This window comes from Anaeromyxobacter soli (assembly GCF_022808855.1).
Lineage (GTDB): Bacteria > Myxococcota > Myxococcia > Myxococcales > Anaeromyxobacteraceae > Anaeromyxobacter > Anaeromyxobacter soli.
The window spans coordinates 197,155-220,052 of record NZ_JAKZLF010000004.1; the positions used below are offsets into that span (position 1 = coordinate 197,155).

22 protein-coding genes and 1 pseudogene are annotated in these 22,898 nt (G+C 71.4%); 8 read left to right on the forward strand and 15 right to left on the reverse strand.

What is annotated here, in order from left to right; all coding sequences use genetic code 11:
* Positions 1-53 precede the first annotated feature (53 nt).
* Positions 54-665 (forward strand): RNA polymerase sigma factor, encoded by a 612-nt coding sequence (locus MLV88_RS05235; RefSeq protein ID WP_242360069.1) that lies wholly within the window; start codon positions 54-56, stop codon positions 663-665.
* Between the two features lie 213 nt (positions 666-878).
* Positions 879-1,790: a VOC family protein gene (locus MLV88_RS05240; protein ID WP_242338463.1), complete on the forward strand. Its 912-nt coding sequence runs from the start codon at positions 879-881 to the stop codon at positions 1,788-1,790.
* Between the two features lie 344 nt (positions 1,791-2,134).
* On the opposite strand, the gene rsgA is transcribed toward MLV88_RS05240, so the two are convergent.
* On the reverse strand, positions 2,135-3,184 hold the full coding sequence (gene rsgA, locus MLV88_RS05245) for a ribosome small subunit-dependent GTPase A (RefSeq protein WP_242338465.1): 1,050 nt from the start codon (positions 3,182-3,184) through the stop codon (positions 2,135-2,137).
* Positions 3,185-3,831: 647 nt separating this feature from the next.
* On the opposite strand from rsgA, the gene infA reads away from it, so the two are divergent.
* Positions 3,832-4,050: a translation initiation factor IF-1 gene (gene infA / locus MLV88_RS05250; RefSeq protein WP_012097610.1), complete on the forward strand. Its 219-nt coding sequence runs from the start codon at positions 3,832-3,834 to the stop codon at positions 4,048-4,050.
* A gap of 171 nt (positions 4,051-4,221) precedes the next feature.
* On the opposite strand, the gene MLV88_RS05255 is transcribed toward infA, so the two are convergent.
* The 5 genes from MLV88_RS05255 to MLV88_RS05275 form a co-directional block, all read right to left on the reverse strand.
* Positions 4,222-5,373, reverse strand: coding sequence for an NAD(P)/FAD-dependent oxidoreductase (locus MLV88_RS05255; RefSeq protein WP_242338467.1), 1,152 nt, complete (start codon positions 5,371-5,373; stop codon positions 4,222-4,224).
* A 94-nt stretch (positions 5,374-5,467) separates the two neighbouring features.
* Positions 5,468-6,481 carry a zinc-binding dehydrogenase gene (locus MLV88_RS05260; protein ID WP_242338469.1) on the reverse strand — a complete coding sequence of 338 codons (1,014 nt, stop codon included), beginning with the start codon at positions 6,479-6,481 and terminating at the stop codon, positions 5,468-5,470.
* Between the two features lie 195 nt (positions 6,482-6,676).
* On the reverse strand, positions 6,677-6,853 hold the full coding sequence (locus MLV88_RS05265; protein ID WP_242338471.1) for a hypothetical protein: 177 nt from the start codon (positions 6,851-6,853) through the stop codon (positions 6,677-6,679).
* 191 nt (positions 6,854-7,044) lie between these two features.
* The gene (locus MLV88_RS05270) at positions 7,045-7,665 is read right to left on the reverse strand and encodes a histidine phosphatase family protein (RefSeq protein WP_242338472.1); all 621 of its coding nucleotides are present in this window, start codon (positions 7,663-7,665) and stop codon (positions 7,045-7,047) included.
* A gap of 43 nt (positions 7,666-7,708) precedes the next feature.
* A complete protein-coding gene (locus MLV88_RS05275) occupies positions 7,709-8,065 on the reverse strand; it encodes a hypothetical protein (protein WP_242338474.1) in 357 nt (118 codons plus the stop codon).
* A gap of 286 nt (positions 8,066-8,351) precedes the next feature.
* Between MLV88_RS05275 and fusA the strand changes: the two genes are divergently transcribed.
* Together fusA and MLV88_RS05285 are read left to right on the forward strand one after the other, a co-directional pair.
* Positions 8,352-10,442, forward strand: a complete 2,091-nt coding sequence (gene fusA / locus MLV88_RS05280; RefSeq protein ID WP_242338476.1) for an elongation factor G — start codon at positions 8,352-8,354, stop codon at positions 10,440-10,442.
* 16 nt (positions 10,443-10,458) lie between these two features.
* On the forward strand, positions 10,459-11,742 hold the full coding sequence (locus MLV88_RS05285; protein ID WP_242338478.1) for a hypothetical protein: 1,284 nt from the start codon (positions 10,459-10,461) through the stop codon (positions 11,740-11,742).
* A gap of 32 nt (positions 11,743-11,774) precedes the next feature.
* Here the strand turns inward: MLV88_RS05285 and MLV88_RS05290 are convergent, their stop codons facing one another.
* Both MLV88_RS05290 and MLV88_RS05295 read right to left on the reverse strand, forming a co-directional pair.
* Positions 11,775-12,614 (reverse strand): DMT family transporter, encoded by an 840-nt coding sequence (locus MLV88_RS05290; protein WP_243336995.1) that lies wholly within the window; start codon positions 12,612-12,614, stop codon positions 11,775-11,777.
* Between the two features lie 84 nt (positions 12,615-12,698).
* Positions 12,699-13,184, reverse strand: coding sequence for a YbaK/EbsC family protein (locus MLV88_RS05295; RefSeq protein ID WP_242338482.1), 486 nt, complete (start codon positions 13,182-13,184; stop codon positions 12,699-12,701).
* 178 nt (positions 13,185-13,362) lie between these two features.
* Between MLV88_RS05295 and MLV88_RS05300 the strand changes: the two genes are divergently transcribed.
* On the forward strand, positions 13,363-13,806 hold the full coding sequence (locus tag MLV88_RS05300; RefSeq protein ID WP_243336996.1) for a YybH family protein: 444 nt from the start codon (positions 13,363-13,365) through the stop codon (positions 13,804-13,806).
* Positions 13,807-14,086: 280 nt separating this feature from the next.
* Positions 14,087-14,872 carry a phosphatase PAP2 family protein gene (locus MLV88_RS05305; protein ID WP_242338486.1) on the forward strand — a complete coding sequence of 262 codons (786 nt, stop codon included), beginning with the start codon at positions 14,087-14,089 and terminating at the stop codon, positions 14,870-14,872.
* Positions 14,873-14,982: 110 nt separating this feature from the next.
* Here MLV88_RS05305 and MLV88_RS05310 read toward each other — a convergent pair whose 3' ends face one another.
* From MLV88_RS05310 to MLV88_RS05320, 3 genes are all read right to left on the reverse strand, one after another.
* Positions 14,983-15,369: a DUF488 domain-containing protein gene (locus MLV88_RS05310; protein ID WP_242370976.1), complete on the reverse strand. Its 387-nt coding sequence runs from the start codon at positions 15,367-15,369 to the stop codon at positions 14,983-14,985.
* 58 nt (positions 15,370-15,427) lie between these two features.
* Entirely contained in the window at positions 15,428-16,117 is a 690-nt protein-coding gene (locus MLV88_RS05315; RefSeq protein ID WP_242370978.1) for a DUF892 family protein, read from the reverse strand.
* 243 nt (positions 16,118-16,360) lie between these two features.
* Complete coding sequence (locus MLV88_RS05320; RefSeq protein WP_242338492.1) at positions 16,361-17,383, reverse strand: alcohol dehydrogenase; 1,023 nt, start codon at positions 17,381-17,383, stop codon at positions 16,361-16,363.
* Between the two features lie 162 nt (positions 17,384-17,545).
* Between MLV88_RS05320 and MLV88_RS05325 the strand changes: the two genes are divergently transcribed.
* Entirely contained in the window at positions 17,546-17,689 is a 144-nt protein-coding gene (locus tag MLV88_RS05325) for a TFIIB-type zinc ribbon-containing protein (protein WP_242338494.1), read from the forward strand.
* Positions 17,690-17,806: 117 nt separating this feature from the next.
* On the opposite strand, the gene MLV88_RS05330 is transcribed toward MLV88_RS05325, so the two are convergent.
* The 4 genes and pseudogenes from MLV88_RS05330 to MLV88_RS05345 form a co-directional block, all read right to left on the reverse strand.
* Positions 17,807-18,763 carry a quinone oxidoreductase family protein gene (locus MLV88_RS05330; RefSeq protein WP_242338496.1) on the reverse strand — a complete coding sequence of 319 codons (957 nt, stop codon included), beginning with the start codon at positions 18,761-18,763 and terminating at the stop codon, positions 17,807-17,809.
* A 273-nt stretch (positions 18,764-19,036) separates the two neighbouring features.
* Entirely contained in the window at positions 19,037-20,035 is a 999-nt protein-coding gene (locus MLV88_RS05335; RefSeq protein ID WP_242338498.1) for a prenyltransferase/squalene oxidase repeat-containing protein, read from the reverse strand.
* Positions 20,036-20,118: 83 nt separating this feature from the next.
* Complete coding sequence (locus MLV88_RS05340) at positions 20,119-21,864, reverse strand: hypothetical protein (protein WP_242360073.1); 1,746 nt, start codon at positions 21,862-21,864, stop codon at positions 20,119-20,121.
* 450 nt (positions 21,865-22,314) lie between these two features.
* Positions 22,315-22,898, reverse strand: a pseudogene (locus MLV88_RS05345) (hypothetical protein); the annotation flags it as partial.

Below are 22,898 nucleotides of genomic sequence, written 5' to 3' on the forward strand. Positions count from 1 at the left end.
TTGCCAGCTCGCCCTGGTGGCACCGGAACAGGAGTGCGAGCATCGACGGCGCCATGCTCTCTGAACCGCGCGCGCTCGGCATCGAAAGCCTTCACGAAAAGTACGGTGAGCGCATCCGCCGCTACCTTGAACGCCTGGTCGGCTCGGCGGACGCCGAGGATCTCGCGCAGGACGTGTTCGAGAAGGCGCAGCGCGCCGTCGGCACCTTCCGGCGCGACTCGCGTGTCTTGACGTGGCTCTATCGCATCGCAACGAACGCGGCCATCGACCGGCTGAGGACCGCCGGACGGTACGTCGATGTCGAGCGACACGACGACGAGACCGACCCGCTCGACGCGGCGCGCTCCGCGGAGGCGACGCACGAGCGTTCTCTCGATGGCGAGGTGGACCGCACGCGGATGAGGGCGTGCATCCTGGACGTCGTCGAGCAGCTCCCCACCAGCCAGCGTGCTGCGATCCTGCTCGGGGAGCTTCGCGGGTTGAGCGACCGCGAGCTCGCCGAGGCGCTCGGCGTGTCACTGGGAGCCGCAAAGATCCGGCTACATCGAGCGCGCGGGGCTCTGAAGGCCGCCCTGGAGCGCGCCTGTACGTTCGAGCGCGACGAGCAGAACGAGTTCGCCTGCGCCCCCAAGCCCGGGCTCGTTTCGCTCGGCCGCGGAAAGTAGACCACCCGTATCCTTTCCGAGCCCCGTTCGTCCACGGAGGAGACGCACCCTTTCGTCCCTGAGATGGGTCGGGGCCAGGAGAAGCTCCCATGCCGTGGTGTGGATACTGGGGAACGACAGGCACTGATTACTGGTGGGTCCTGCCGCTCATCGGCCTCGTCTTCATGGCCTTCATGTTCTTCGCCTGCTTCCGCGGCTTCGGATGCGCCGAGCGTGCGCACCGACGCTCGATCTTGCGCGTTGCGGCTCGATTCCTGCCGCACTAGTTCGCGAGAGGTCGCGCGTTGCGGCGGGAGGGTCGGCGTGAGTGAGCGCGAGCGGTATCCACCTGGCGTCCCCTGCTGGGTCGACACCCTGCAGCCGGATCCGCGAGGTGCGCTGGATTTCTACGGCGCCCTGTTCGAATGGGAATTCACGGGCCCGGGCCCGGGGGCAGCCGATCCCTCGAGCCAGTACTTCATCGCCCGAGTGAGAGGTCGCGACGTGGCGGGGATCGGCTCGCGCTGGAACGGCCATCCGCGCGCGATGTGGAACACCTATGTCCGCGTGGACAGCGCCGACGGAGCGGTCGCGGCGGCGAAGCGGGCCGGCGGAAGCGTTCTCCAGCCGCCATTCGACGTTCCCCCCGCTGGCCGCGCAGCCGTGCTCGCGGATCCCGCGGGCGCGCCCTTCTGCGTGTGGGAGGCCAGGGCTCGCGAGGGCGCGCAGCTCGTGAACGAGCCGCGCACGTGGTCGATGAGCTCGCTCCACTCCTCGGATCCCGAGAGCGCCACGGCGTTCTATGGCGCGGTGTTCGGCTGGCGTCCCGACGTGTTCGACGCGGGCGGAGTCCAGATCACGCTATGGCGACTTCCGGGATTCGTCGGCGGCGAGCCGGAGCAACCCGTGCCTCGCGACGTCGTCGCGGTGATGGTGCCCGCCGCCGACCGCGGATCGTCGCCGCGCTGGCACGTCGACTTCTGGGTGGCCGGCGCCGACGCGGTGGCGGACCGTGCGGCGGGGCTCGGCGGCACGGTGGTCGTCCCTCCGCACGACTCGCCCGGGTTCAGGAGAGCCTTGATCGCCGACCCACAGGGCGCGACGTTCTGGATCGACGAGCTGACTGCGGGCCCAGCCCGGCGCTGACTCCGCACTTCGGTGGGCCCGCGTGCCGATTCGCCTGCAGCGGGTCAAGCGCGCTGGGATGATGCCGGACCCCACCAGCGCGAGCCGATGTCACTCGCGGTCCACCGCCGTCGGTGACGAATTGCCTGTGGTGGGCCACGACCGATGATGGTGTGAACGAGCCCGGTGACCACCTCGAGTCCTGCCGTCGCGTCGGCTGGCGTGAACGCTCGTCTGCTCGAGCCCGCGGTGCTCGAGGGGATCCGCGTCCGCCGCCTCGACGGCGCGCGGACCTGGAAGTACCTGGACTGAAGACCGCCCCGGCTGAAGCTGCCGTCGTCCCCTGCTGGCGACGAGCACGCGCGTCAGCGCCGCCGATCGCGATAAAGCCGGCGCAGCTCCTTCGACACCGACTTCCAGCGCTCGCGCTCCCCCCGCGCCGCGCCGCCCTCGCGCCGCGCCGCCTGCCTCGCGAGCTCGAGCGCGAGCTTGCGGTGGCTCTCGACGCGCGCGGCGTCGAGGCGCCCGCCGGCGATCGCCTCCCGGACGGCGCACCCGGGCTCGGCCGCGTGGGAGCAGTCCCGGAACCGGCAGCGCGCCGCGATCGCGGCGAGGTCCTCGAACGTCGCGTCGAGCCCGCCCGCGTCCCAGAGCCGGAGCTCGCGGATCCCCGGACCGTCCACGAGCGCACCGCCGCCGGGCAGCAGGAAGAGCTCGCGTGCCGAGGTCGTGTGGACGCCGCGGTCGTCGGCGGCACGCACCGGCGCGGTGCGCTGCGCCTCGCGGCCGAGGAGCGCGTTCGTGAGGGTGGACTTGCCTGCTCCGGAGGGGCCCACGAGGACGCCGGTGCGGTCGGGGCGGAGCCGCGCCGCGAGCGCGGCGACACCCTCGCCCGTGAGGCCGGACGCGACCTCGACGTCCACGGCGGGCGCGGCGGCGCGGGCCTCGGCGAGCGCGGAGGCGAGGTCCTCCGCCCGGTCCGGCTTCGTGAGGACGATCACGGGCTCCGCGCCGCCCGAGTACACCGCCGCGAGGGTCCGCTCGAGGCGGCGCGGGTTCGAACCCTCGTCGAGCCCCTGCACGACGAACACGACGTCCACGTTGGCGGCGAGCACCTGCTCCGCAGTGGCGCCGCCCGCGACGTTGCGGGAAAGCCAGGTGCGACGCTCGAGGACGCGCGTGACGGTACGATCGGGCGCGGGGGTCGCGACGACGAAGTCGCCCACCACCGGGAGGACGCCTTCGGCGCGCAGCCGACCCGGCACGACGACCGGGTGGGCGCCGTCCGGGAACCGGACGAGGAGGCCGCGGCCGCGATCCGCGACCGCGCGGCCGACGAGGGAGGACTGGAGCTCCTCCACCGTGAGCTGGGAGGAGAAGAAGGGACCGAAGCCGATGAGCTCGGGATGGACCAAGGCGTGCCTCGAAAGCGCGAGTGACGGACGGGATCCACGCCGCGCGATGGCGGTGGCGGGATCCGACAGGACGCGTCACCTGCCGTTCGGCGGGCGACGCGGACTCGGGCTAGCGGGCACGATCCACGCGTCCGGAATAAACCGGAGCCGGGTGCGCAGGCAAGCGGCGCGTTGGCGCGCGCTTGTCGCAGGACCAGACCATCGATCGGACGGGCGAGCTCCAGACCGTCTCGAGGGCTCTTGCGAGTGGCGCCCTGAGTCGCGCCCGAGCCCGCAGGACAGCCGCAGCGCCCGGGCGCCGTCCCCCACCCTCCCCGCGCCGCCCCACCACCATTGGGTGGTCGGACGGATAGCCGGTGGGCGGTGGGCGGGCTGCCTTCATCGCAGCGCCCTGCCCAACTCCATGTTATGAAAGCCGTTGGCAGCCCACCCGCGGCCATGGCGCTGGCTTCGATTCCCGCGCCTCCACTCGAGCTGACAGCGGGTTTCGGACGACACCCCGACGGCCTGGGTGGCGTCCGGGTTCTGTACGCCGCGCGTCGAGAGCTTCATCTTCTGGGCTCGTCCGGACGGTACTTCGGACGACCCGCGCAGATGCGCTGCGGAACGGGCAGTTCACAGCGAAGCACTCACGAACAAGGAGAGAGATGAGCGAGAAGGAAGCCGGTATCGAGGTGCAGGGCAGGGTGGAGGAGTCGAGCGGCAGCATGTATCGCGTGAAGCTCGATCAGGGCCCGATCGTGCTGGCCTACCCCTCCGGCAAGATGAAGCGGTTCCGCATCCGCATCATCACGGGCGACCGGGTGAAGGTGGAGCTCTCGCCGTACGACCTGACCCGCGGCCGCATCACCTACCGCGACAAGTAGCCCACGAGCCGCCCGGTTCGTGGCGGGCTCGGCGGTGGCTGCTCGGGATCGAATGAGCCGGCGCGAGCCGGCTCATTCTCCTCGGCCGTGGGTCGCTCCAGAGAGCACCCGCTCGCTTCCCTGCGCAGGGTCCCGCAGTCCAGCTCAGCCGTTCGTGCGGGCGAGTCCGCTTTAGCTGAAGCGACCCAGCCACTCGCGCTCCCAGGCATCCTTGGCGCGGTGGGACTCGGCGGACGGCGCTTCGAGCGAGACCACGGGGACCGGCTCGGCGAAGAAATCACCCTTCCCGTGGGCCGTCGCGCCGTCGCCCGTCTCGACCCAGCACTCTCCGATCCCGACGTAGGGCTCGGAGGGCTGTCCGCCCAGGATCTCCGCAGCGATGGAACGCGCCACGATCCGCGCCTCGCCCTCTGCGAACGTCGCGGCCTTCGGGAGCGGCTTTCCCATCTTCAGCGGGATCCCGGTCACGTCGCCGATGGCCCACACCCGCTCGAACCGGGTGCGCAGGGTGCCCCGATCGACCGGAACCCACCCGCCCTGCGCGGCGAGCCCCGCGTCGCTCACGACACGGGGCGCCCGGTGCGGCGCGACGAACGCGAGAAGATCGTACGCGGCCTCCGCACCGTTCGCGAACCGAAGCCGCCTCGCGGGCGCGTCTGCCGCGACGATCTGGTGGTCCGGGTGGTACCCGATCCCCTTTGCAGCCAGCAGGTCGCGGACCGCGGCCGAGACTTTCGGCCCCGCGACGCCCATCGGCGCCGGCTCCGCGGCGTACAGATCGAAAGCCACCTTCTCGCGGACGCCGCGCCTGCGAAGGCTCGATTCGATGAGCTGTGCCGCTTCGTACGGCGCGGCGGGGCACTTGTACGCCGGCGCTGCGGTGAGGACGACGAGCCGTCCTCCCGCGAAAGACGCGAGCGCGTCCCGGAGCGCCACCGCGCCCTCGAGCGTGTAGAAGGAATGACCGGACTCCACCAGCCCCGCGACGGCGGAGGGATCGAGGTCCGCCCCGACGGCCACGACGAGGTGATCCGCCTCGAGGCGGCGTCCCCCGACCTCCACGCTCCGGCGCGACGGGTCTATCCGCTCGATGTCGCCGGTGACGACCTCGACTCCGTGCCGCGCGAGCGCAGTCATGGGTCGCGAGATCTCCTCCGGACGACGCTCGCCGACGATGACGCGCAGCAGCGAGGCCCCCAGCACGAAGCGGTCCGCACGCTCGACCACGGTGATCCGGTGCTCCGCCGGGAGCTGCGCCCGCAGCTCCATCGCGACGACGCTCCCCCCTACCCCGCCTCCCAAGATCACGACGCTCGCGCCCATGTCCGCCTCCAGTTCGCGGCGCCGCTGAAGGCGGCTTCCGCGTGCACCTCGCACCTCGACGGCGCTGCGATTCGCCGTCCCATGCATGCCGTCGTCATGCCGCTCCCGGCTCGGGCGGCGGCGCATTGGGCACGAGCACGATCTTGCCCGCCACGCCCCCGCTCCCGAGCAGCTCCTGCGCCTGTCTCGCTTCCTCGAGCGGGAATCGCTGCGCGATGAGCGGCCTGATCTTTTGCTGTCGGAGGAGGTCGAGCAGGGCGATCAGGTCCTGCCGAAACCAGGCAGGCTTGAGCCGCTTGAGCGTCTGGATGCTGTACGGGACCACGCGTCTCCGGCCCGGGAGAAGCCAGCCGGCGGCGATGTACGCCGCGAAGATGGCGGTTCCGCGAAAGCGTTGACGCCGGCCTGGACGACTCGAGGTCAATCCCTCCCCACGGATCGAGCTCACGAGGCCGTAACCCACCACCCTCCCGCCACGACGAAGCGCCTTGCGCGACTGCCAGAGGTGCTCGCCTCCGAGAGGATCGAAGACGACGTCCACGCCCTCACCGGTGAGGCGTCGAATCTCTTTCACGAAGTCCTGACGCTGGTAGTCGATGGGGATACCGCCCAGGTCGGAGACGACCGGCGCCCCGCGCGAAGAGGCGGTCCCGTACAGCTCCAGCCCGCCCACGCCCCCGAGCTGCAACAACGCCGTCCCGACCCCGCCTGCCGCGCCGTGAATCAGCGCGCGCTGGCCCGGTCCGACCTTCGCGGAACGATGCATCATCTGGTAGGCCGTGACGTAGTTCAGCACGAGGCAGACCGCCTCGGCGGGGTCCAGCCCGGGTGGCACCGGAACCAGCTCACGCTGGGGCAGGCAGACGAATCCCGCGTACGCTCCGTGGATCGGCATGGCGGCGACGCGCTGGCCTGGTACGACGCCGCCGACCCCGCCGCCGAGCCGATCCACCACGCCAACCAGATCCCACCCCGGCGTGAAGGGCACCGGGGGCGTCTCGGGGTGAATGCCCTCGCGCGCCATGATGTCGGGCAAGGAGACGCCTGCGGCCAGAACCCTCACCCGCACCTCGCCCTCCTTCGGCTCGGGGACCTCCTCCTCGACCACTCGAAGTGCATCGGGCCCGCCGTAGCGAGTGACGATGATGCGCGTGTGTCTCATGGTGACGACGGCGTCGCGAGGGACTCGGGCTCGTGGTGAGCACCCGTGCGCGAGGCCCCGCGGCAGCTTCGATCGCGATCCGGGGCCTGCTCGAGTCGATCGCTGGGCCCTCCTCCGAGGCGATCGGTACGACCGGGACGGTCAGCTGCGCTTCGAGCGCGCCTTCTTGGTGGCGCCGGCCTTTCGCCGCTGCTTGTTCACGGTGCGCGCGGCGATCTGCTTCGCGCGGCGAGAACCCGCGCCGCGCTTCACGGCCGACTGCTTGATGTGCTCGTACTGCCGCTTCCGTTTGGGACTCTTCACGCCTCTCGGGGGCATTGGGCCCTCCTCTCGCGGGAGACGTAGCGACCCGTGCGCTTCCGTGCCATGTCCACCCGGGAAGGGGCCAAGCTCGGTTCGCGACGTCCGCGCTCGGGATGCTGCCAAGCGAGCAGCGAGATCGTCTTCCTGAGCGGCTCTCGACCTCGCAGCTCGAAGCCGCGCGCGTGTCGCTGAGGCGCGGTGACCGGTCAGCGATCGTCACCGACGAGCGCCGCCGCCCCGACCACGCGGCCAGCGACGAGGCGCACCCGCCATACGCCGCCGTTCGGGATGAAGCGCGGCGGCGCGACCGGCGCGGGCCCCGGCTGGCTGCTGAGGGCGGCGACGAGGAATGCCCGCATCACGCCGCCGTGGGTCACGAGCACGGCCGGCGACTCGAGCCGCTCGGCGGCCCGCCCGATCGCAGGGACGACGCGCGCGAGCAGCGCGTCCATGGACTCGCCGGCGGGCGGCGGCGCGCGCGGGTCGGACACGTGGCGCGCCCACTCCTCCGGGAACCGCCTCTCGCACTCGCACCGGGTGAGGCCCTCCCAGTGGCCGTAGGCGCGCTCGCGCAGGTCCGCGTCCACGAACGCGACCTCCAGCCCGAGCGCCTCGCCCACGATCTCCGCGGTGCCGCGGGCGCGGCAGAGGTCGCTCGTCGCGATCGCGCGGACCCCCTCCGCGCGCAGCCGCGCCGCGAGCGCGAGCGCCTGCGCTCGTCCGGTCGCGTTGAGCGGCACGTCCGTCTGACCCTGCCACCGCCCGGCGGCGTTCCAGTCGGTCTCGCCGTGGCGCACGAGGAGCAGGTGTCGTTCGGTCGGCGGCATCGGACGAACGTCTACGCTGCCCGGGCGGAAACGGCAGTGCGCATCACTTGGACGTGAGCTCCGCCGCGAGCGTTGTCTCTTCACGGCTCAGCTCGGACGGTCCCTCCGTCAGCACGGTCCAGTAGCTCACCCCGGTGGGCCCGTCGAGCTTGCCGTCACGCACCGCGCGCGCGATGCGCGACCGCACCTCGTGCTCGTCCGCGGGCTCGGCGACGAAGACGACTCGCAAGCCAATCCTCCGACCGGAGCGGCTGCCGACGTTCGACTGGTGGGGCCAGCGGCACGCGCCCTCGTGCTCCCAATGGCCGCACAGGTTCACGGTCACCGCTGCGCCCGGGGCCTGAGGGTCGCCATCGCGTTCGAGCTCGATCGATGCCTCGTGCACGAACCCTTTCCGCATGGGCGGACATTAAGCGCGGAGACGCTCCTGCGCATGGGGCGTCGAGCGGATCGGCGCCGGGTTGCGAAACGCCACCGGTTGTGCCAGGGTGCGCGCGCGCGACGCCGTCGAGGTGGGTGAACGGCGTACAGGTCCACACCCGTCGGCCCGCTGGCGCGAAATTCCGGCCACGCCCGACGGGTTCGACACGAGCGGCGCCCATGCTGGCCAGCCGGTTCGCCGGCGAGCGGCGCCGCGCACCGAATCGCCCATATCGCTCAATCCGCCCCGCAGGTGGAGGTAAGACGTGTACACGGATTTCTCGAAGCTCCGGAACATCGGGATCTCGGCCCATATCGACAGCGGCAAGACCACGCTGACGGAGCGCATCCTCTTCTACACGAACCGGATCCACGCCATTCACGAGGTGAAGGGCAAGGACGGCGTCGGCGCCAAGATGGATTCGATGGAGCTCGAGCGCGAGCGCGGCATCACCATCGCCTCCGCCGCGACGCACTGCGAGTGGAAGGGGCTCCACTTCAACATCATCGACACCCCCGGGCACGTCGACTTCACCATCGAGGTCGAGCGGTCGCTGCGCGTGCTGGACGGCGCGATCCTGGTGCTCTGCTCCGTCGCGGGCGTTCAGAGCCAGTCGCTCACCGTCGACCGCCAGATGCGGCGCTACAGGGTGCCGCGCCTCGCGTTCGTCAACAAGTGCGACCGCTCCGGCGCGAACCCGCTCCGCGTGAAGGATCAGCTCCGCGAGAAGCTCCAGCACAACCCCGTGCTGATGCAGCTCCCGATCGGCCTCGAGGACAAGTTCGAGGGCGTGGTCGACCTCGTGACCATGAAGGCGGTCCGCTTCAGCGGCAAGGACGGCGAGGTCATCACCGAGTCGGAGATCCCCGCGGAGCTGCAGGAGCAGGCGGCGAAGGCGCGCGAGGAGATGCTCGACGCCGCGTCGATGTTCTCCGACGAGCTGACCGAGGCGATCCTCGAGGATCGGGTCACCGAGGAGCTCGTCAAGGCGGCGATCCGCAAGGGCACGATCGAGCTGAAGCTCACGCCCGTGTTCATGGGCTCGGCGTACAAGAACAAGGCCGTCCAGAAGCTGCTCGACGGCGTGGTCGACTACCTCCCCGATCCCACCGAGGTGGTCAACGAGGCCCACGACCTCGCCGCCGACGAGCAGAAGGTCGTGCTCTCGATCGACAACGACAAGCCCACCGTGGCGCTCGCGTTCAAGCTCGAGGACGGCCGGTACGGTCAGCTCACGTACCTGCGCATCTACCAGGGCCGGCTCTCGCGCGACATGTTCATCACGAACATGCGCACGAAGAAGGATCACCGGGTCGGACGGCTCGTGCGCATGCACTCCGACGAGATGGAGGACATCGACGCCGCCGGCTCCGGCGACATCGTCGCGATGTTCGGCATCGAGTGCAACTCCGGCGACACGTTCACCGATGGCAAGGTCAAGCTCAACATGACCTCGATGCACGTGCCGGATCCGGTGATCTCCCTCTCCATCAAGCCGGCCGACTCGAAGAGCGAGACCAACATGGGGAAGGCGCTCCGGCGCTTCACCCGCGAGGACCCGACGTTCCGCGCCGGCATCGACGAGGAGAGCGGCGAGACGATCATCCGCGGGATGGGCGAGCTTCACCTCGAGGTCTACATCGAGCGCATGAAGCGTGAGTACAACGCGCTCGTCGAGGTGTCCCCGCCCCAGGTCGCCTACCGCGAGACCGTGAGCCAGCGCGCCGAGTTCGCCTACACGCACAAGAAGCAGACCGGCGGGTCGGGGCAGTTCGGCCGGGTGTGCGGCTACATCGAGCCCTGCGAGCAGCCGTACGAGTTCGTCGACGACGTGGTGGGCGGCGCGATCCCCCGCGAGTTCATCTCCGCGGTCGAGAAGGGCTTCCGCTCGATGCTCGGCAAGGGGCGGCTGCTCGGCTTCCCCGTGGTGAACGTGCGCGTCGTCATCAACGACGGCGCGAGCCACGCGGTCGACTCGTCCGACATCGCCTTCCAGGAGGCCGCGCGCGGCGCCTGGCGCGAGGGCTTCGATCGCGCGAAGCCGCGCCTGCTCGAGCCCATCATGCGGGTCGGCGTCGAGACGCCCTCCGAGTTCTCCGGCGGCGTCCTCGGCACGCTCATGCAGCGGCGCGCGATGATCGTCGGCTCGCAGGAGGACGGCGGGCTGGTCCGCATCGAGGCCGAGGTGCCCCTCGCCGAGATGTTCGGGTACTCCACGACCCTCCGGTCCTCGACGCAGGGCAAGGCGGAGTTCAGCATGGAGTTCTCCCGGTACCTGCCGGTCCCGACGGCGATGGCCGAGGAGCTCATGTCCAAGGCGGCCGGCAAGAAGGCCGCGGAGGGCGGCAAGAAGTAGATCCCGTCCGGCGCCCATGATCCGGCAGGAAGCGATCCTCCAGAGCCCGCTGCGGATACTCGACCGCTCCATCCGCGGCGGGCTCGGGAAGGGTCACCTGGGCGTGATCGTGGCGCCTGCGGGCGTCGGGAAGTCTGCTTGCCTCGTGCAGCTCGGGCTGGACGCCCTGCTGCGCGAGAAGCCGGTCCTCCACGTCGCGGTCGGCCAATCCGTGGAGCACGTCTCCGCGCGCTACGACGCGCTCTTCGACGAGCTCGCCGAGGGTGTCGGGCTGGCCGACCGCGGGGGCGTGCGCGAGGCCATCGCCCACCGGCGGCTCATCTGGTCGTCGGTGGAGCGCGCCTTCGGCGTGCGGGGGCTCGAGGAGGCGCTGGCCGCGTTCCAGGCGCACCTCCAGCACGGTCCCCGCGCCATCCTCGTCGACGGCTTCGCCTGGGAACAGCCCGCGTGCGCCGCCACGGTCGGCGGGTTCAAGGCGAGCGCGGCCCGCGTCGGCGCCGAGATCTGGATGACGGCGCGAGCCCGCGAGCTCGCCGGCGCCCGGCGCATCGCCCCGCTGTCGGACGAGTGCGCCGCGCTCGTCGACGTCGCCATCTCCCTCGAGCCGCACGGACGGCATGCCCGGCTGACGCTGGCGAAGGACTTCGAGCGGTTCCCCGGGATCGAGGTCCCCCTCGTGCTCGAGGGCGGCCGGCTGCGGCCGCCGAGAGACGACGAGGCTTCGGCGCCGGACGAGCTCTCCCCGGAGTCGTTCACGCTGCTGGCGAGCGGCTCCGCGGGCGCCGAGGAGGAGTTCGGCGCCTGCGCCGAACGATGGGGCGTCCGGGAGGTGAACTTCACGTTCGGCGGCCGTCACGACCTCGCGCGGACGCGCGGGCTCGTCGAGCTGAGCGAGGACGAGCTCAAGGTGGGCGAGGTCAGCGCCGCCTACCTGAAGGCGCACCTGCACCGTGCGCTCCCCGAGCCGGGGGAGCAGCGGCGCGTGCTCCAGGCGATCTGGCACCAGGTGAGCACGGCCGGCGAGGTGTTCGCCGTCGGCGCCGTCGCCGCCGACGAGCCGGCGCACGGCGCGACGGGCTGGGCCGTGGAGCTTGCGCGGCACTGGGGAAAGCCGGTCCACCTCTTCGACCAGGAGCAGAAGCGCTGGTTCCGGTGGAACGAGCGGGACTGGGTCGCCGAGGAGCCTCCCGCCATCAGGCGCGAGAGGTTCGCGGGCACCGGCACGCGAGACCTCTCCGACGACGGTCGCGCGGCGATCCGTGCGCTGTTCGAGCGGAGCTACGGGGCTCCGCGGTTCTAGCCAGCCTCCCTCCGACGCCGCGCGCTCGGGCGTCACCCCGCGATCAGGGCGATCGCTCCCAGGACCGCGACGATGCCCGCCGACTGCGGCCGGGTGATGCGTTCCCGAAGGAGCCCGGCCGCGAGCGCCACCGTGCTCGCCGGGTACATCGACGCCAGGACGGCCGCGACGTCGAGGCGGCCGGCCTGCGTCGCCAGGACGAAGAAGGCGTTGCCGCCGGCGTCGAGCACCCCCGAGAGGAGAACGAGCGGCACGGCGTGCCTCGGAGGCGCCCACGGACGCCGGCGGGCCCCGGCGACGACCACCGCGAGGGCGAACGACGTCCCGCGCGCCGCCGCGAGCGGCCAGAACGTTCCCCCCTGCGCACCGCGGTCCATCAGCACCAGGTACGCGCCGAAGCCGCAGCCGGCGACGAGGGCGAGCCCGAGTCCCTCCGTCCCGCCGCCGGGCGGCCCCGCGCGCGCGATGAGCCAGATGCCAGCGAGCGCGAGCACGAAGCCGGCGAGCTTCGAGCCCGACGGCATCCCTTCGGCGAGCGCGCCCCACACCACCGGGATGCTCGCCGAGAGGACCGCCGAGACGGGCGCCACCACCGCCATGCGCCCCACCGCGAGCGCGCGGTAGAGCGCGGCGAGGCCGACCGCTCCCGCAGCACCCGCTGCGACGCTCCAGGCGAGGGTGGCGGGCGCGGGGACGCTCTCGTGAAGGAGCAGCGCCGCCGCGAGGATGAGCGTCACGCCAGCGGCCTGGCCGAGCACGAGGACGCCGACGACCGGCGCTCGCTTCGAGGCGATCCCCCCGGTGAAGTCCCCCGCTCCCCATGATGCGGCGGAGGCGAGGCCGAGCACGACGGCAGCCAGGCTGGATGACATGGCGCCTGCAGCCTAGTCGAGGGACCGCCCGGTGGCGCGCTCTTCGTACGGAGAGCTCGAGCGGCCTACGCGTTCCTCGAAGCGCTATGGCTCCGCCGCCGCGAGCCGCGCGACCCTCCCGCCCGTCATCCGCACGAGCTCGGCGGGCGTCAGCTCGAACACGGCGTGGGGGTGGCCGGCCGCCGCCCAGATGCGCTCGTACGCGAGCAGCGCCTCGTCCACCACGGCCAGGAGCGGTTGCGCATGTCCGATGGGGGGCACGCCGCCGATGGCGAACCCGGTGCGCTCGCGAACGAAGTCGGCCGAGGCGCGTGCGATGCGCTCGCCGATCACCGCCGACACCGCCTGCTCGTCGACGCGGTGGCTCCCGCTCGCCGCGACCAGCACCGCGCGTCCGCTCGGCTTCGCCTCGAAGAGCAGGGACTTCACGATCTGCCCCACGTCGCAACCGACCGCAGCCGCCGCTTCTGCTGCGGTCCGAGCGGAGTCGGGCAGCTCGATCACGGTGTTCGCGAAGCCGGCGCCCCGCAGCGCGTCCTGGACCCTCTGAGCACTCGGCTTCAGTGGCATCGTGTATCCATATCAGGAGGCGACCGGCGCCTGCTGGTCGCACCGCCGCCCTCGCGCCGACGTCACGGCCAGCCGACCTCGCGGGATCCTTTCACCCGATCCGGCGCCCCCGCCTGGCATTTGCGCTCGAGCATTTCCGCCGCAACCGCCACGACCTAGGTCGTACGGAGGTGTGCTCATGGAAACGACGCAGGAAGTCGGGACGCAGCCCTACAAGGCGGATCCATCGCTCGAAGCTGCGTGTCGGAAGTTCAACGAGGCGTTCAACCGGTTCGACGTGGAGGCGGTGGCGGCGTTCTGGACCGAGGACGGCACGCTCATCACCCCCACCGGAGAGGTCGGGAACGGTCGCTCCGGCGTCGCGGCCGCGTACCGTCACGATTGCGAGACGATCCTCGCAGGCACGACTTCGCGGTTCGCGATCTCCTCCGTGCGGCGCATGGAGGACGACCTCGCGTTCATGGACCTCGATCACGAGCTCCAGAACTTCAGGATGCCGGATGGCTCGACCAGGACGATGAAGCTGCACGTCGTGATGCTCGCCAGGAAGAGCGGCAATGCCTGGCATTGGCTCGACGCGCGCCCGTACGCGTATCTCCCTCCGCCGCGTTCCGTGCACTGAACCTCGAACGGCGATGCGTCTCCGGACGGGCGCCGGGGACGCATCGCCGCGTTCTCCGCGGCGCTGCGAATCGGCGTCCACGAGCTCGCGCCGCGGTCCGCGAGCGTCCGATAAGACGTCCGGGCGCCCGAATGCTCTTGCCTCGGCCGAGGTCCGTCGCCGCGGTCGAACCCGAGCCCGCGGCTCCGCGCGCCCGGCCCACGGCACCGGCAGGAACTCTCGGGTGCGTCAGCCCCGCTCTCCCGTGGCGCTCATTCATTGTGAGCCCAAAGTTCCGGTGATGAAGCGTCCGCTGACCGTCGCGCTGGCCGCATGGGCCTTCATCGCCTGGCCCGCCGCTCCCTCCGCCGACGACCTCGTCGTCCACCCACGCCTCGACGTCTCGGTGACCTTCCTCGCGGGGGCCCTCGCCGCGGGCCTCGCCCTCCCCCGGCTCTCGCCGAGCCAGTGCCGATTCTGCGCCGTGAATGGCCTCGACGAGGCAGCACGCGACGCGCTCCGGCTCACCGGCGCGCGCGCGGAGCTTCGCGCCCGGCACCTCTCGGACGTGATCGACTCCGGCGTTCTGTCGGCGGGTGCGCTCACGCTCTCCGCGCTCGGCGCGGCGCAGGACGGGACGCGCCGGACGTTCTTCGAGGACCTGCTCGTCGTCGGGGAGTCCGTCGCGATCGCGTCGGATCTCGTCAACGCCGCGAAGGACGGCTTCGCACGGCCTCGCCCCGCCGGCGGCTCCACGTTCATGCCGGGATCGCGCGACCGCAGCTTCTACTCCGGCCACACCTCGTTCGCGTTCTCGCTCGCGACGTCGACCGCGACGGTCGCGACCATCCGGGGCCGATCGTGGGCGCCATGGGCCTGGGGAGTCGGGCTGACGCTGGCGTCCGGCGTGGGATACCTCAGGATGGCCGGCGACGCGCACTGGCTCACCGACGTCGCCGCGGGCGCGGCCGTCGGAAGCGCGGTCGGGTTCGCGATCCCCTGGTTCTTTCATCGCAGATCGGGTCCGCGCCGGCGCCGCGGCGTGGATCTCGTGCCAGCACCGGGCGGCATCGCGCTCTTGTTCTGAGGCGTGCCCCGGCTCCGGTCAACGCTCGACACCGCCGGCTCGGCCGAACGCGAGACCCGCACCGGCCGCGTCCTGGCGCCCCGCGCAGAACGCGCTGCCGGCAGCGCTCGTCACCCCATCTTCGCGCCGCGTTCCCCGAGCAGCGCGCGCAGCACCGACCGGTGGCAGCGCGCCTCGTCCTCGCAGTAGCACCCTACAGAGAAGCTCGCCGTGCGCGAGAGCGCAGCGAGCAGGTCGAGCGTGCGGCTCGGGGCGGGCTCGGCCATCTCGGCGCGAAACCTCCTCGCGAACAGCGCCCACTCCCGCTCGGTCCGCGCCGCCTTGCCGAGCTTCATCGTCTCGGTGCTCGGCGCGAGGTTCGGGTACCAGACGTCGTACCAGTCGTCCGGGGCGAAGCGGGCCGCGGGCACGCCGCGCGGCGGGCGGCGCACCGTACCGATCCGGAGGCCCTCTCCGGCGGCGCGTGGACTGCCGAGGCGAACGATGAGCACCGTCATGGCCCTCATCTCTACCTCGAATGCGACCTCGCGCCGAGCCCGACCGCCCGCGCCGGGATCAGACCGGTGGCGTGGGCGAATGCAGCTCCTCGCCCAGCACCTCGTGGGCCGAGAACGTGCGCAGCGCCTCGCGCAGGAAGGCGAGGTGTCGCTCCTCCTCCTGCAGGCGCTTCCTGAACTCCTCCTCGGCGGCGCCGTCGCCTGCCTCGCCGGCGAGCACGAGGAGGAGGTCCCACCCGGCCGTGTCCACGTGCTCCGCCGCGAGGAGCGCGTGGAACAGGTGCGGGAGCTGCGGATCCTTCATGACAACCTTCTCGATGCCGGCCGCTTCACGCACCGTCACGTTTGCCATCTCCGTCATCCGCTTGTCGTCGCCGCCGAGCCGCCGGATGCTGCTCTTCAACCACTCCTCGTGCTCCTTCTCCTGGGCGCGGATCTTCTCCACCAGTGGCAGCATCTCGGCGACGACGCGCTCCTCTCGCTCGCGCTCGCGGTCGGGGTGCGCGATCCCGCCCTGCTCCCGGTCGAGGTCCTCGTGCACGCCGCGGTCCACGTCGCCGGCGCGATAGCCGCTCAGACCGTAGGTGGTGTAGTCGCCGTCGCCGTGACGCCCGCTCCGCGCGCCGCTCGACTCGCGCATCCGCTCCAGGACCTTGTCGTAGAGCTTCACTCCGGCGCGCTCGAAACTCAGGCGCTCCATCAGCAGGTCGATGACCTTTTCCCTGTTCTTCTGCGCGAGCCGGTCCATGACGCCTCCTGGTAGGCGAGGCGTGGTGTCTAGGGGTGGCGCAGACTCATCACCGGCGGGGCGTGACACAAGTGGGCTGAATGGCAACCTCCACGCCGAGTCCGGAGTCGGGCTGGGCAGACGTGCAGATCGGCCGCCGGGCTCCCGGCTTCAGCGCGTGCGTCGGCGCTGGCGCTCGAGGCGCAGGCCGTGCGCCGCTCCGCTGCTGCCATCCCCCCGGCCGCGCGTACGGCGCTGCCGAGGCTACTGCCGGACCTTCAGCACGACCCGGAAGCGCGCGCGGTTCGACATCATCCGCTCGAACGCCTCGTTCACCGCCGTGAGCGGGAACGTCTCGTTCCGCGAGGCCACCGCGTTGAGCGCGCTGAAGGCCAGGGTCTCCTCTGAGTCCTTGGCCGTACCGCTCGGCCAGCCCTGCACCCGCCGCCGGGCGCCGATGAGCTGGAACGGCGAGACCTGGATCGGATCGGCGCTCGCGCCGACCACCAGCAGCGTACCGTCGCGTCCCAGGCCGTCGAAGAGGCTCGACATGAGCTGAGAGTTCGGCGCCGTGGCGAGGATCACGCGCGCGCCGCCCAGCTTCTTGAGCGCGGCCGCCGCGTCCCCGACCTCCTGATCGACGTACTCGTGCGCGCCGAGCTCGAGCGCGAGCGCGCGCTTGTCTGCGCCGCGCGAGAGCGCGACCGTCCGGAACCCGAGCTTGCGGGCGTACTGCAGGCCGAGGTGCCCCAGCCCCCCGATGCCCTGCACCGCCACGAGGTCGCCCGCCCGGGCGCCGCTGTTTCGCAGCGAGTTGAACGTGGTGACGCCCGCACAGAGCAGCGGAGCGGCGGCGACCGAGTCGAGCGCGTCGGGGATGGCGGCGAGCGCCTCCTGCGGGGCGACCATCTGCTCGGCGTACCCGCCGTCGTAGCTGAAGCCGCAGACGAGCCCACGCTCGCACTGGATGAAGTCGCCCGAGCGGCACGCCTCGCACGCCCCGCAGTGCCCTCCGTGCCAGCCCACTCCGACACGCTGCCCCGGGCGCCAGACGACCACGCCTGCTCCGACGGCGTCGACGCGGCCGACCACCTCGTGACCGGGGACGCGCGGGTATACGAGGCCGGGATAGGAGCCCTCCGCCACGAACGCGTCGGAGTGGCAGATGCCGCACGCCTCGACCGCGATGCGGACCTGTCCCGCCGCTGGCTCGGGCACGGGGCGCTCCACGAGCGTGAAGCCCGATCCGGGCCTGGTGATCTCGACTGCTCGCATCGTCCTCGCCACGGCCCACCTCCGCTCTCCGGGTGCGTCCGACCGCGCACGCCTGCGCGAGGCGGGCGGGCCGCGCACAACATGACCACCGCCCGGCGGCACCGCCAAGCGAACCGGAACCGTGACTCGACGGCGCGTCGGCGACGGCGCGCAGGCGGGGTAGACTCTTCCGCCATGCCCGTCCACGTCCCTGCCCCGACTCAGCCGACGAACAAGTGTCCGAAGTGCGGCGCCGAAGGCGTCGTCGAGCAGTCCATCGGCAACATGGCGACGTACGTCTGCCCGAAGTGCGGAGCGCGGTGGGTGGCGGCGCGGTGATCGAGCCCCTGGCGAGCCGGCGGCGGTGAGAGTTCCGGCCGGGCGGCCGCCCCAGCGCGGAGCCCGGTTGGTGGGGTCGTGCACCGCAGCAGCCATCCAGCTCGACGGGTCTCCGCCTCAGTGGATACGCAGCGCGAGCTTTCCCAGGTGGTGCTTCTCGACGTCCCGTTGAGCCTGGGCGGCCTCCTCGAGCTCGTAGAGCTTCCCGAGCTCGACGTGGAACGGGGCGTCCCCGATCAGCCGGTTGAGCCGGTCGAACGCCTCTGCGCTGGGTGTGCCGTCGTACGCGAGCAGCTCGACGCCCTTCGGGACCTCCGGGATGGGCTCCACGCCGTTGGGATGGGCGACCCGTCCCCCCTTCTTGATCGTCGCGAGCGCCGCGTTCACGTCGTCCCCGCCCGCCAGCACGAGAGCTGCGTCCAGCCCCTCGGGCGCGAACGCGCGAGCCGCCTTCGCCACGTCCTTTCTTCGCCCGTCGATCGCGACGTCCGGGCCGAGCTTCTCGACCAGCTTCAAACCATCCGCTCGCGAGGCGACGGCGAGCACGCGCGCCCCCATCCGCTTGGCCAGCTGCACGGCGATGTGGCCCACCCCGCCGCTCGCGCCGATGATCATGAGCGACTGTCCGCTGCGCAGCCGCAGCTCGTCGTCGAGCCCGCGCAGCGCGGTGATCCCGTCCGCGCCCAGCGCGCCGGCCTCCCTCGCGTCCAGGCCGCTCGGGATCGGGGCCGCCCGCCCCTCCTCGAGCTTGGCGTACTCGGCGTAGAAGCCGCCCTCCATCTGATAGCCATAGGCTCGCTGTCCCACGCGTACGCGGCTGACCTTCGGGCCCACTGCCACCACGACTCCGGCTCCGTCGTTCCCCATCACGTAGGGGAAACGTGTCGAGCCGTCGTCGAAACCGCCTTGCCGGACCCACGGGTCCCAGACGCCGACTCCGGCCACGTCGACCCGGAGGAGGATCTCGTGCTCGCCGGGCTGCGGGACGGGCAACGTCTCGGTGTGCAGGACCTCGGGTCCGCCGAAGTGATCGACGGCGGCGGCCTTCATCTGGCTGGGCAGTGTGGATGGCATGGCGCCTCTAGCGTGAGCACCGGGACGTCGAACGTCGAGCCCGGGCTGGCCGTGACGCGGAGGCTTCGTCGCTCGTCCGACGGGCGACGGCGAGAGGCGAGGCGGGCGAGAGCTCATCGCGCCGCCGGCCGGGAGCGGCGCCCGTCCGCAAACCGAGGCCGGGCCGGTCGAGCGACCTTCGGGCGAGACCGCCGCCACCGGCTCGACGCCTGCTTCGATGGGCTCGCCGCCGCCCACTTCGCGCGGACGACCTGCTGCTCGTGAAGGGGAGCCCTAGCCTCCCGCCGGCGCGGGCAGCCGGCCGAGGGCGACGAGGCACGCGATCGCGTGGAACGTGCTCGGGGGAGTCGTGCCGAGGCCGGGCTGCGGCCCGAACCCGCCGTTCTCGGCCACGTACAGGCTCGCCACGAACCGCTCCACCTCGGCACGGTCCACGACGTCCAGGCGACCGACCTCGGCGAGGGCACCCAGCACCTGGGCTTCCTCCTCGATCTCGGGGAGCGAGGTGAACTTCCCGTCGCGGACCTTCCCCGAGTACCGGGAGCCCGAGAGGTGGCGCGCCACGCCCGCGGCCGTCTCGGGATCGAGCGCGCCGACGAGCTTCAGGGAGCGCACCGCCATGAAGGTCGCGGCCGGCGAGGCGATCATGCCCGGGCGCAGCGCGAAGCCTCCCTCCGCCGCCCGGTGCGACGAGAGGAACGTGGCCGTGCGGCGCGGGTCCACGCGATCGAGGGCGCCGAGTATCTCGAGAGCGGCGAGGGCGTGGTACGTCGCGCCGAGCGACACGTCCGCCTCGGCAGCGCGTCCACGGAAGCCGCCGTCCTTCCCCGCCAGCGACGTGAGGAACGCCACCGCGCGCGGCCGGTCGATCGCGTCGAGCGCGCCGAGGAGCCCCAGCGTGCGCGTCGCGTACAGCGTCGGCACGACGTGCGACGGTCCGGTCCCGGGTGCCGCCGTGAACCCGCCGTCGGGCGCCTGGCACCTGCGGAGGTACTCGATCACCTGGGCGCGAAGCTCCGGTGACACCGAGCCGCCGAGGGCACGCGTCGTGTACAGGTTGTAGAAGGCGAACGAGGGCGACTCCGGGAACGCGTCCCAGCGGTCGCGCCGCGCCCAGCCCGCGAGGTAGTCGAGGGTCTTCGAGGTGTCGAGCGCTGCAGCCGTGAGGGGCGGTCCCGAGGCGCGCAGACGCGGCGGACCGAGCCTCACCACCGCGGCCAGCGCGCCGATCCACACCACAATCACCGACACCATCACCATCCGTCGCGTCATGGAGAACGTTTCCGTGCTTGGAGTGGAGTTTCGAGGACGCGACCGCGGGGTGAGCGTACCCACCCCGCGGCCGGCCTGTTTCGCTAGTTGTGCGGCGGGACCTGCCAGGTGCTCGACTGGTCACCATGGCAGACCGTGCACTTGCCGATCGCCCGCGCGTCGTTCTGCAGGGCGATGTTCTGCACGTTGTCCTTGGCGAGCGTGGACGGGCTGAGCCCGTGCGGCGAGCCGTGGCACGACGAGCAGAGCACCTTGGAGCCGTGGTGACCGGCCGAGTTGAGGTACTTGCCGAAGATGCCGGTGTTCAGCCAGCCGCTCTGGCCGGGCGACTTCTCCCCGTAGGAGGAGCCGTGGCACTGCGCGCAGGTGGGCAGGGTCTGCGCCGACCACGGGTTCGCCATCTGGTTCTGGGCGATCCGCTGGTTCAGATCCCCATGGCAGTCGGTGCACCAGATCTGCTGGCCGCTCGCGTTGGTCTTCGTGGTGTGCGTGTCCCGGTAGCAGTTCACGTTGTTGCCGGGGTGGCAGTCGTAGCAGTTCTTCGCGATGTTCGCGTCGTACGACGTGAGCACCGCGGAGCTCTGCGCGTGGAACCGGTGCAGCACGTCCGAGAACGAGTACTGCGACGTCCGCACGTCCGCGCTCGTGAACGTCGCGCCCGGGAGGATCTTGTAGCTCGGATACGTCGTCGCGAAGCCCGGCGCCTTGCTCTCGCCCATCGCCGGATCCCAGTGGCACACCGAGCAGCGGATGGGGCCGCCCACGCCGTCGCCGTCCGGATCGAGCTTCGAGAAGTCGATCCGGGCGTCACGGGCGTGCAGCATGCCCATCGTCTCGAACGAGCCCGCGGGCGTCGTGGGCTTCCCGTACGCGCCCGCGAGCTTCACGTGGCAGTTGCAGCAACCGCCGAACGCCACCGGCACCGTCACGTCGTCGCTCGCCATCACCTTGCCGGTCGCCTTCTCGACGACCTGGATCCGACCGGTGAGATACGGCGTGCGCTGCGGGCCGCCGAGCGGGTCCGTCATGATGTCCGTGGCGGTGCCCGTCACCACCGGATAGGCGGGGATGCCCGCCTTCTCGAAGTAGGTCGTGGCCGGCGTCGTCTTGACCTCCATGTCGCCGCTCAGCGTCGCGCCGCCGAGCCCCTGGATGCGGCCGTCCGCCCGCACCGGCTGGAAGCCGGGGAAGATCTTCGGGGAGTTCTGGATCCAGTTCGCGAAGTACGGGTCCGCCTTCATCGCGGCGTCGGTGTTCTCGAGGACGTCGTAGGTGACCTTGTACTGGGTGCTCGCCCCGAGGAGCGACGGCTCGCCCGCGCCGGTCTGGAACACCTGTGCCCGGAGCGTGTTGTACGGCGGCAGCAGCATGAACGTGCTGAAGCTCGGACACGCACAGTGCATCCCGAGATCGTTGCTCGCCAGGATCTTGAAGGTGGGGGAGCTCCCGCCCGAGCTCGAGCCGTACATCGCCGTGTAGCGATCCTGCGCGCTCACGGTGATGCTGGCGGTCGTGCTGGACGTGAGGTCGACGCCGTTCTTCTGCCACTTCTGGAACGGAGCCCCGGAGGCGCTCGAGGGCGCGGTGAGCGACAGGGCCGTGCCCGTCGTGTAGGTACGGGTGAACTCGGTCGTCCCGCTCGCCCTGCCGTAGAGGTCGGCCCGGCTGACGGTGATCGCGACCCCGCTCGAGGGGTTCTGCGACACGATCGTGATCGTGTACGAGCTCGCCGCCGTCTCGGCCTGGCTCTGCGCGGCCAGCTCCTGCTCGGTTCCGCACGCCGCCAGCATCGCGGAGATGGCGAGGAATGCGTAAAGCGCTCTCTTCATCTGTCGTCCCTCTCGATGGTGAGGCCGGCGCCCCGGAGGCCGGCGACGTCGGCGAGCAGCACCTCTGTCCTCGCGCGCTTGCCGGCCGAGGACCTCGTCGGCGTGGTTCGGCTGACAGCGGGTGCCGCCGGGCTCCGGACCGCGCCTCGTGTGCGTCGCGTTGCCGCGTCGCTAGAGCACGGGACATGCCACCACCGAAGCGGCGTGTTCCTGCCCGGATACGCGCAGCGCGAAGGCGCCGCGACGGCGACGTTGCGACGTCTTGTCGCGACGAAGTCGGTCACGCCGCTCGTGGCGGGGGCTGCACCCGCGCACGAGAAGCCGCTGCGAGAGGTCTCGCTGCGGCGGGGTGGCCGCAGCTACGGCCCGCGGTCGGCCTCGACGCGAGCTGTGCGGCGGGACGGGCCGCGGGAGAGCATGCCTCCCGCGGCCGTCCTCACGCCGCGCGACCTAGTGCGGCGGCACCCCCCACGACGCCGACTTGCCGGTGTGGCAGACGTTGCAGACACCGATGGCGCGCGAGTCGTTCTGCAGCGCGACGTTCTGCACGTTGTCCTTGGCGAGCGTCGACGGGTTGAGCCCGTGCGGCGAGCCGTGGCACGACGAGCAGAGCACCTTGTCGAACTTGTGGCCGCTCGAGTTGAGGTACTTGCCGAAGACGCCGATCTTGAGCCAGTTCGCGTGCGACGGGGACAGCTCGCCGTACTTGGTGCCGTGGCACTGCGCGCAGGTGGGCAGCGTCTGGTCGGACCACGGGTTCGCCATCTGGTTCTGCGCGATGCGCTGGTTCAGGTCGCCGTGGCAGTCGGTGCACCAGATCGGCTGGCCGCTCGCGTTGGTCTTCGTGGTGTGCGTGTCCCGGTAGCAGTTCACGTTGTTGCCGGGGTGGCAGTCGTAGCAGTTCTTCGCGATGTTCGCGTCGTACGACGTGAGCACCGCGGAGCTCTGCGCGTGGAACCGGTGCAGCACGTCCGAGAACGAGTACTGCGACGTCCGCACGTCCGCGCTCGTGAACGTCGCGCCCGGGAGGATCT

Bases quoted from the DNA above. Each gene is read 5' to 3' on its own strand.
- MLV88_RS05235 (WP_242360069.1), top strand. From the start codon at position 54: ATGCTCTCTGAACCGCGCGCGCTCGGCATCGAAAGCCTTCACGAAAAG.
- infA (WP_012097610.1), top strand. From the start codon at position 3,832: ATGAGCGAGAAGGAAGCCGGTATCGAGGTGCAGGGCAGGGTGGAGGAG.
- MLV88_RS05255 (WP_242338467.1), bottom strand. From the start codon at position 5,373: ATGGGCGCGAGCGTCGTGATCTTGGGAGGCGGGGTAGGGGGGAGCGTC.
- MLV88_RS05265 (WP_242338471.1), bottom strand. From the start codon at position 6,853: ATGCCCCCGAGAGGCGTGAAGAGTCCCAAACGGAAGCGGCAGTACGAG.
- MLV88_RS05270 (WP_242338472.1), bottom strand. From the start codon at position 7,665: ATGCCGCCGACCGAACGACACCTGCTCCTCGTGCGCCACGGCGAGACC.
- MLV88_RS05275 (WP_242338474.1), bottom strand. From the start codon at position 8,065: ATGCGGAAAGGGTTCGTGCACGAGGCATCGATCGAGCTCGAACGCGAT.
- MLV88_RS05285 (WP_242338478.1), top strand. From the start codon at position 10,459: ATGATCCGGCAGGAAGCGATCCTCCAGAGCCCGCTGCGGATACTCGAC.
- MLV88_RS05290 (WP_243336995.1), bottom strand. From the start codon at position 12,614: ATGTCATCCAGCCTGGCTGCCGTCGTGCTCGGCCTCGCCTCCGCCGCA.
- MLV88_RS05295 (WP_242338482.1), bottom strand. From the start codon at position 13,184: ATGCCACTGAAGCCGAGTGCTCAGAGGGTCCAGGACGCGCTGCGGGGC.
- MLV88_RS05300 (WP_243336996.1), top strand. From the start codon at position 13,363: ATGGAAACGACGCAGGAAGTCGGGACGCAGCCCTACAAGGCGGATCCA.
- MLV88_RS05305 (WP_242338486.1), top strand. From the start codon at position 14,087: ATGAAGCGTCCGCTGACCGTCGCGCTGGCCGCATGGGCCTTCATCGCC.
- MLV88_RS05310 (WP_242370976.1), bottom strand. From the start codon at position 15,369: ATGACGGTGCTCATCGTTCGCCTCGGCAGTCCACGCGCCGCCGGAGAG.
- MLV88_RS05315 (WP_242370978.1), bottom strand. From the start codon at position 16,117: ATGGACCGGCTCGCGCAGAAGAACAGGGAAAAGGTCATCGACCTGCTG.
- MLV88_RS05325 (WP_242338494.1), top strand. From the start codon at position 17,546: ATGCCCGTCCACGTCCCTGCCCCGACTCAGCCGACGAACAAGTGTCCG.
- MLV88_RS05330 (WP_242338496.1), bottom strand. From the start codon at position 18,763: ATGCCATCCACACTGCCCAGCCAGATGAAGGCCGCCGCCGTCGATCAC.
- MLV88_RS05335 (WP_242338498.1), bottom strand. From the start codon at position 20,035: ATGACGCGACGGATGGTGATGGTGTCGGTGATTGTGGTGTGGATCGGC.
- MLV88_RS05340 (WP_242360073.1), bottom strand. From the start codon at position 21,864: ATGAAGAGAGCGCTTTACGCATTCCTCGCCATCTCCGCGATGCTGGCG.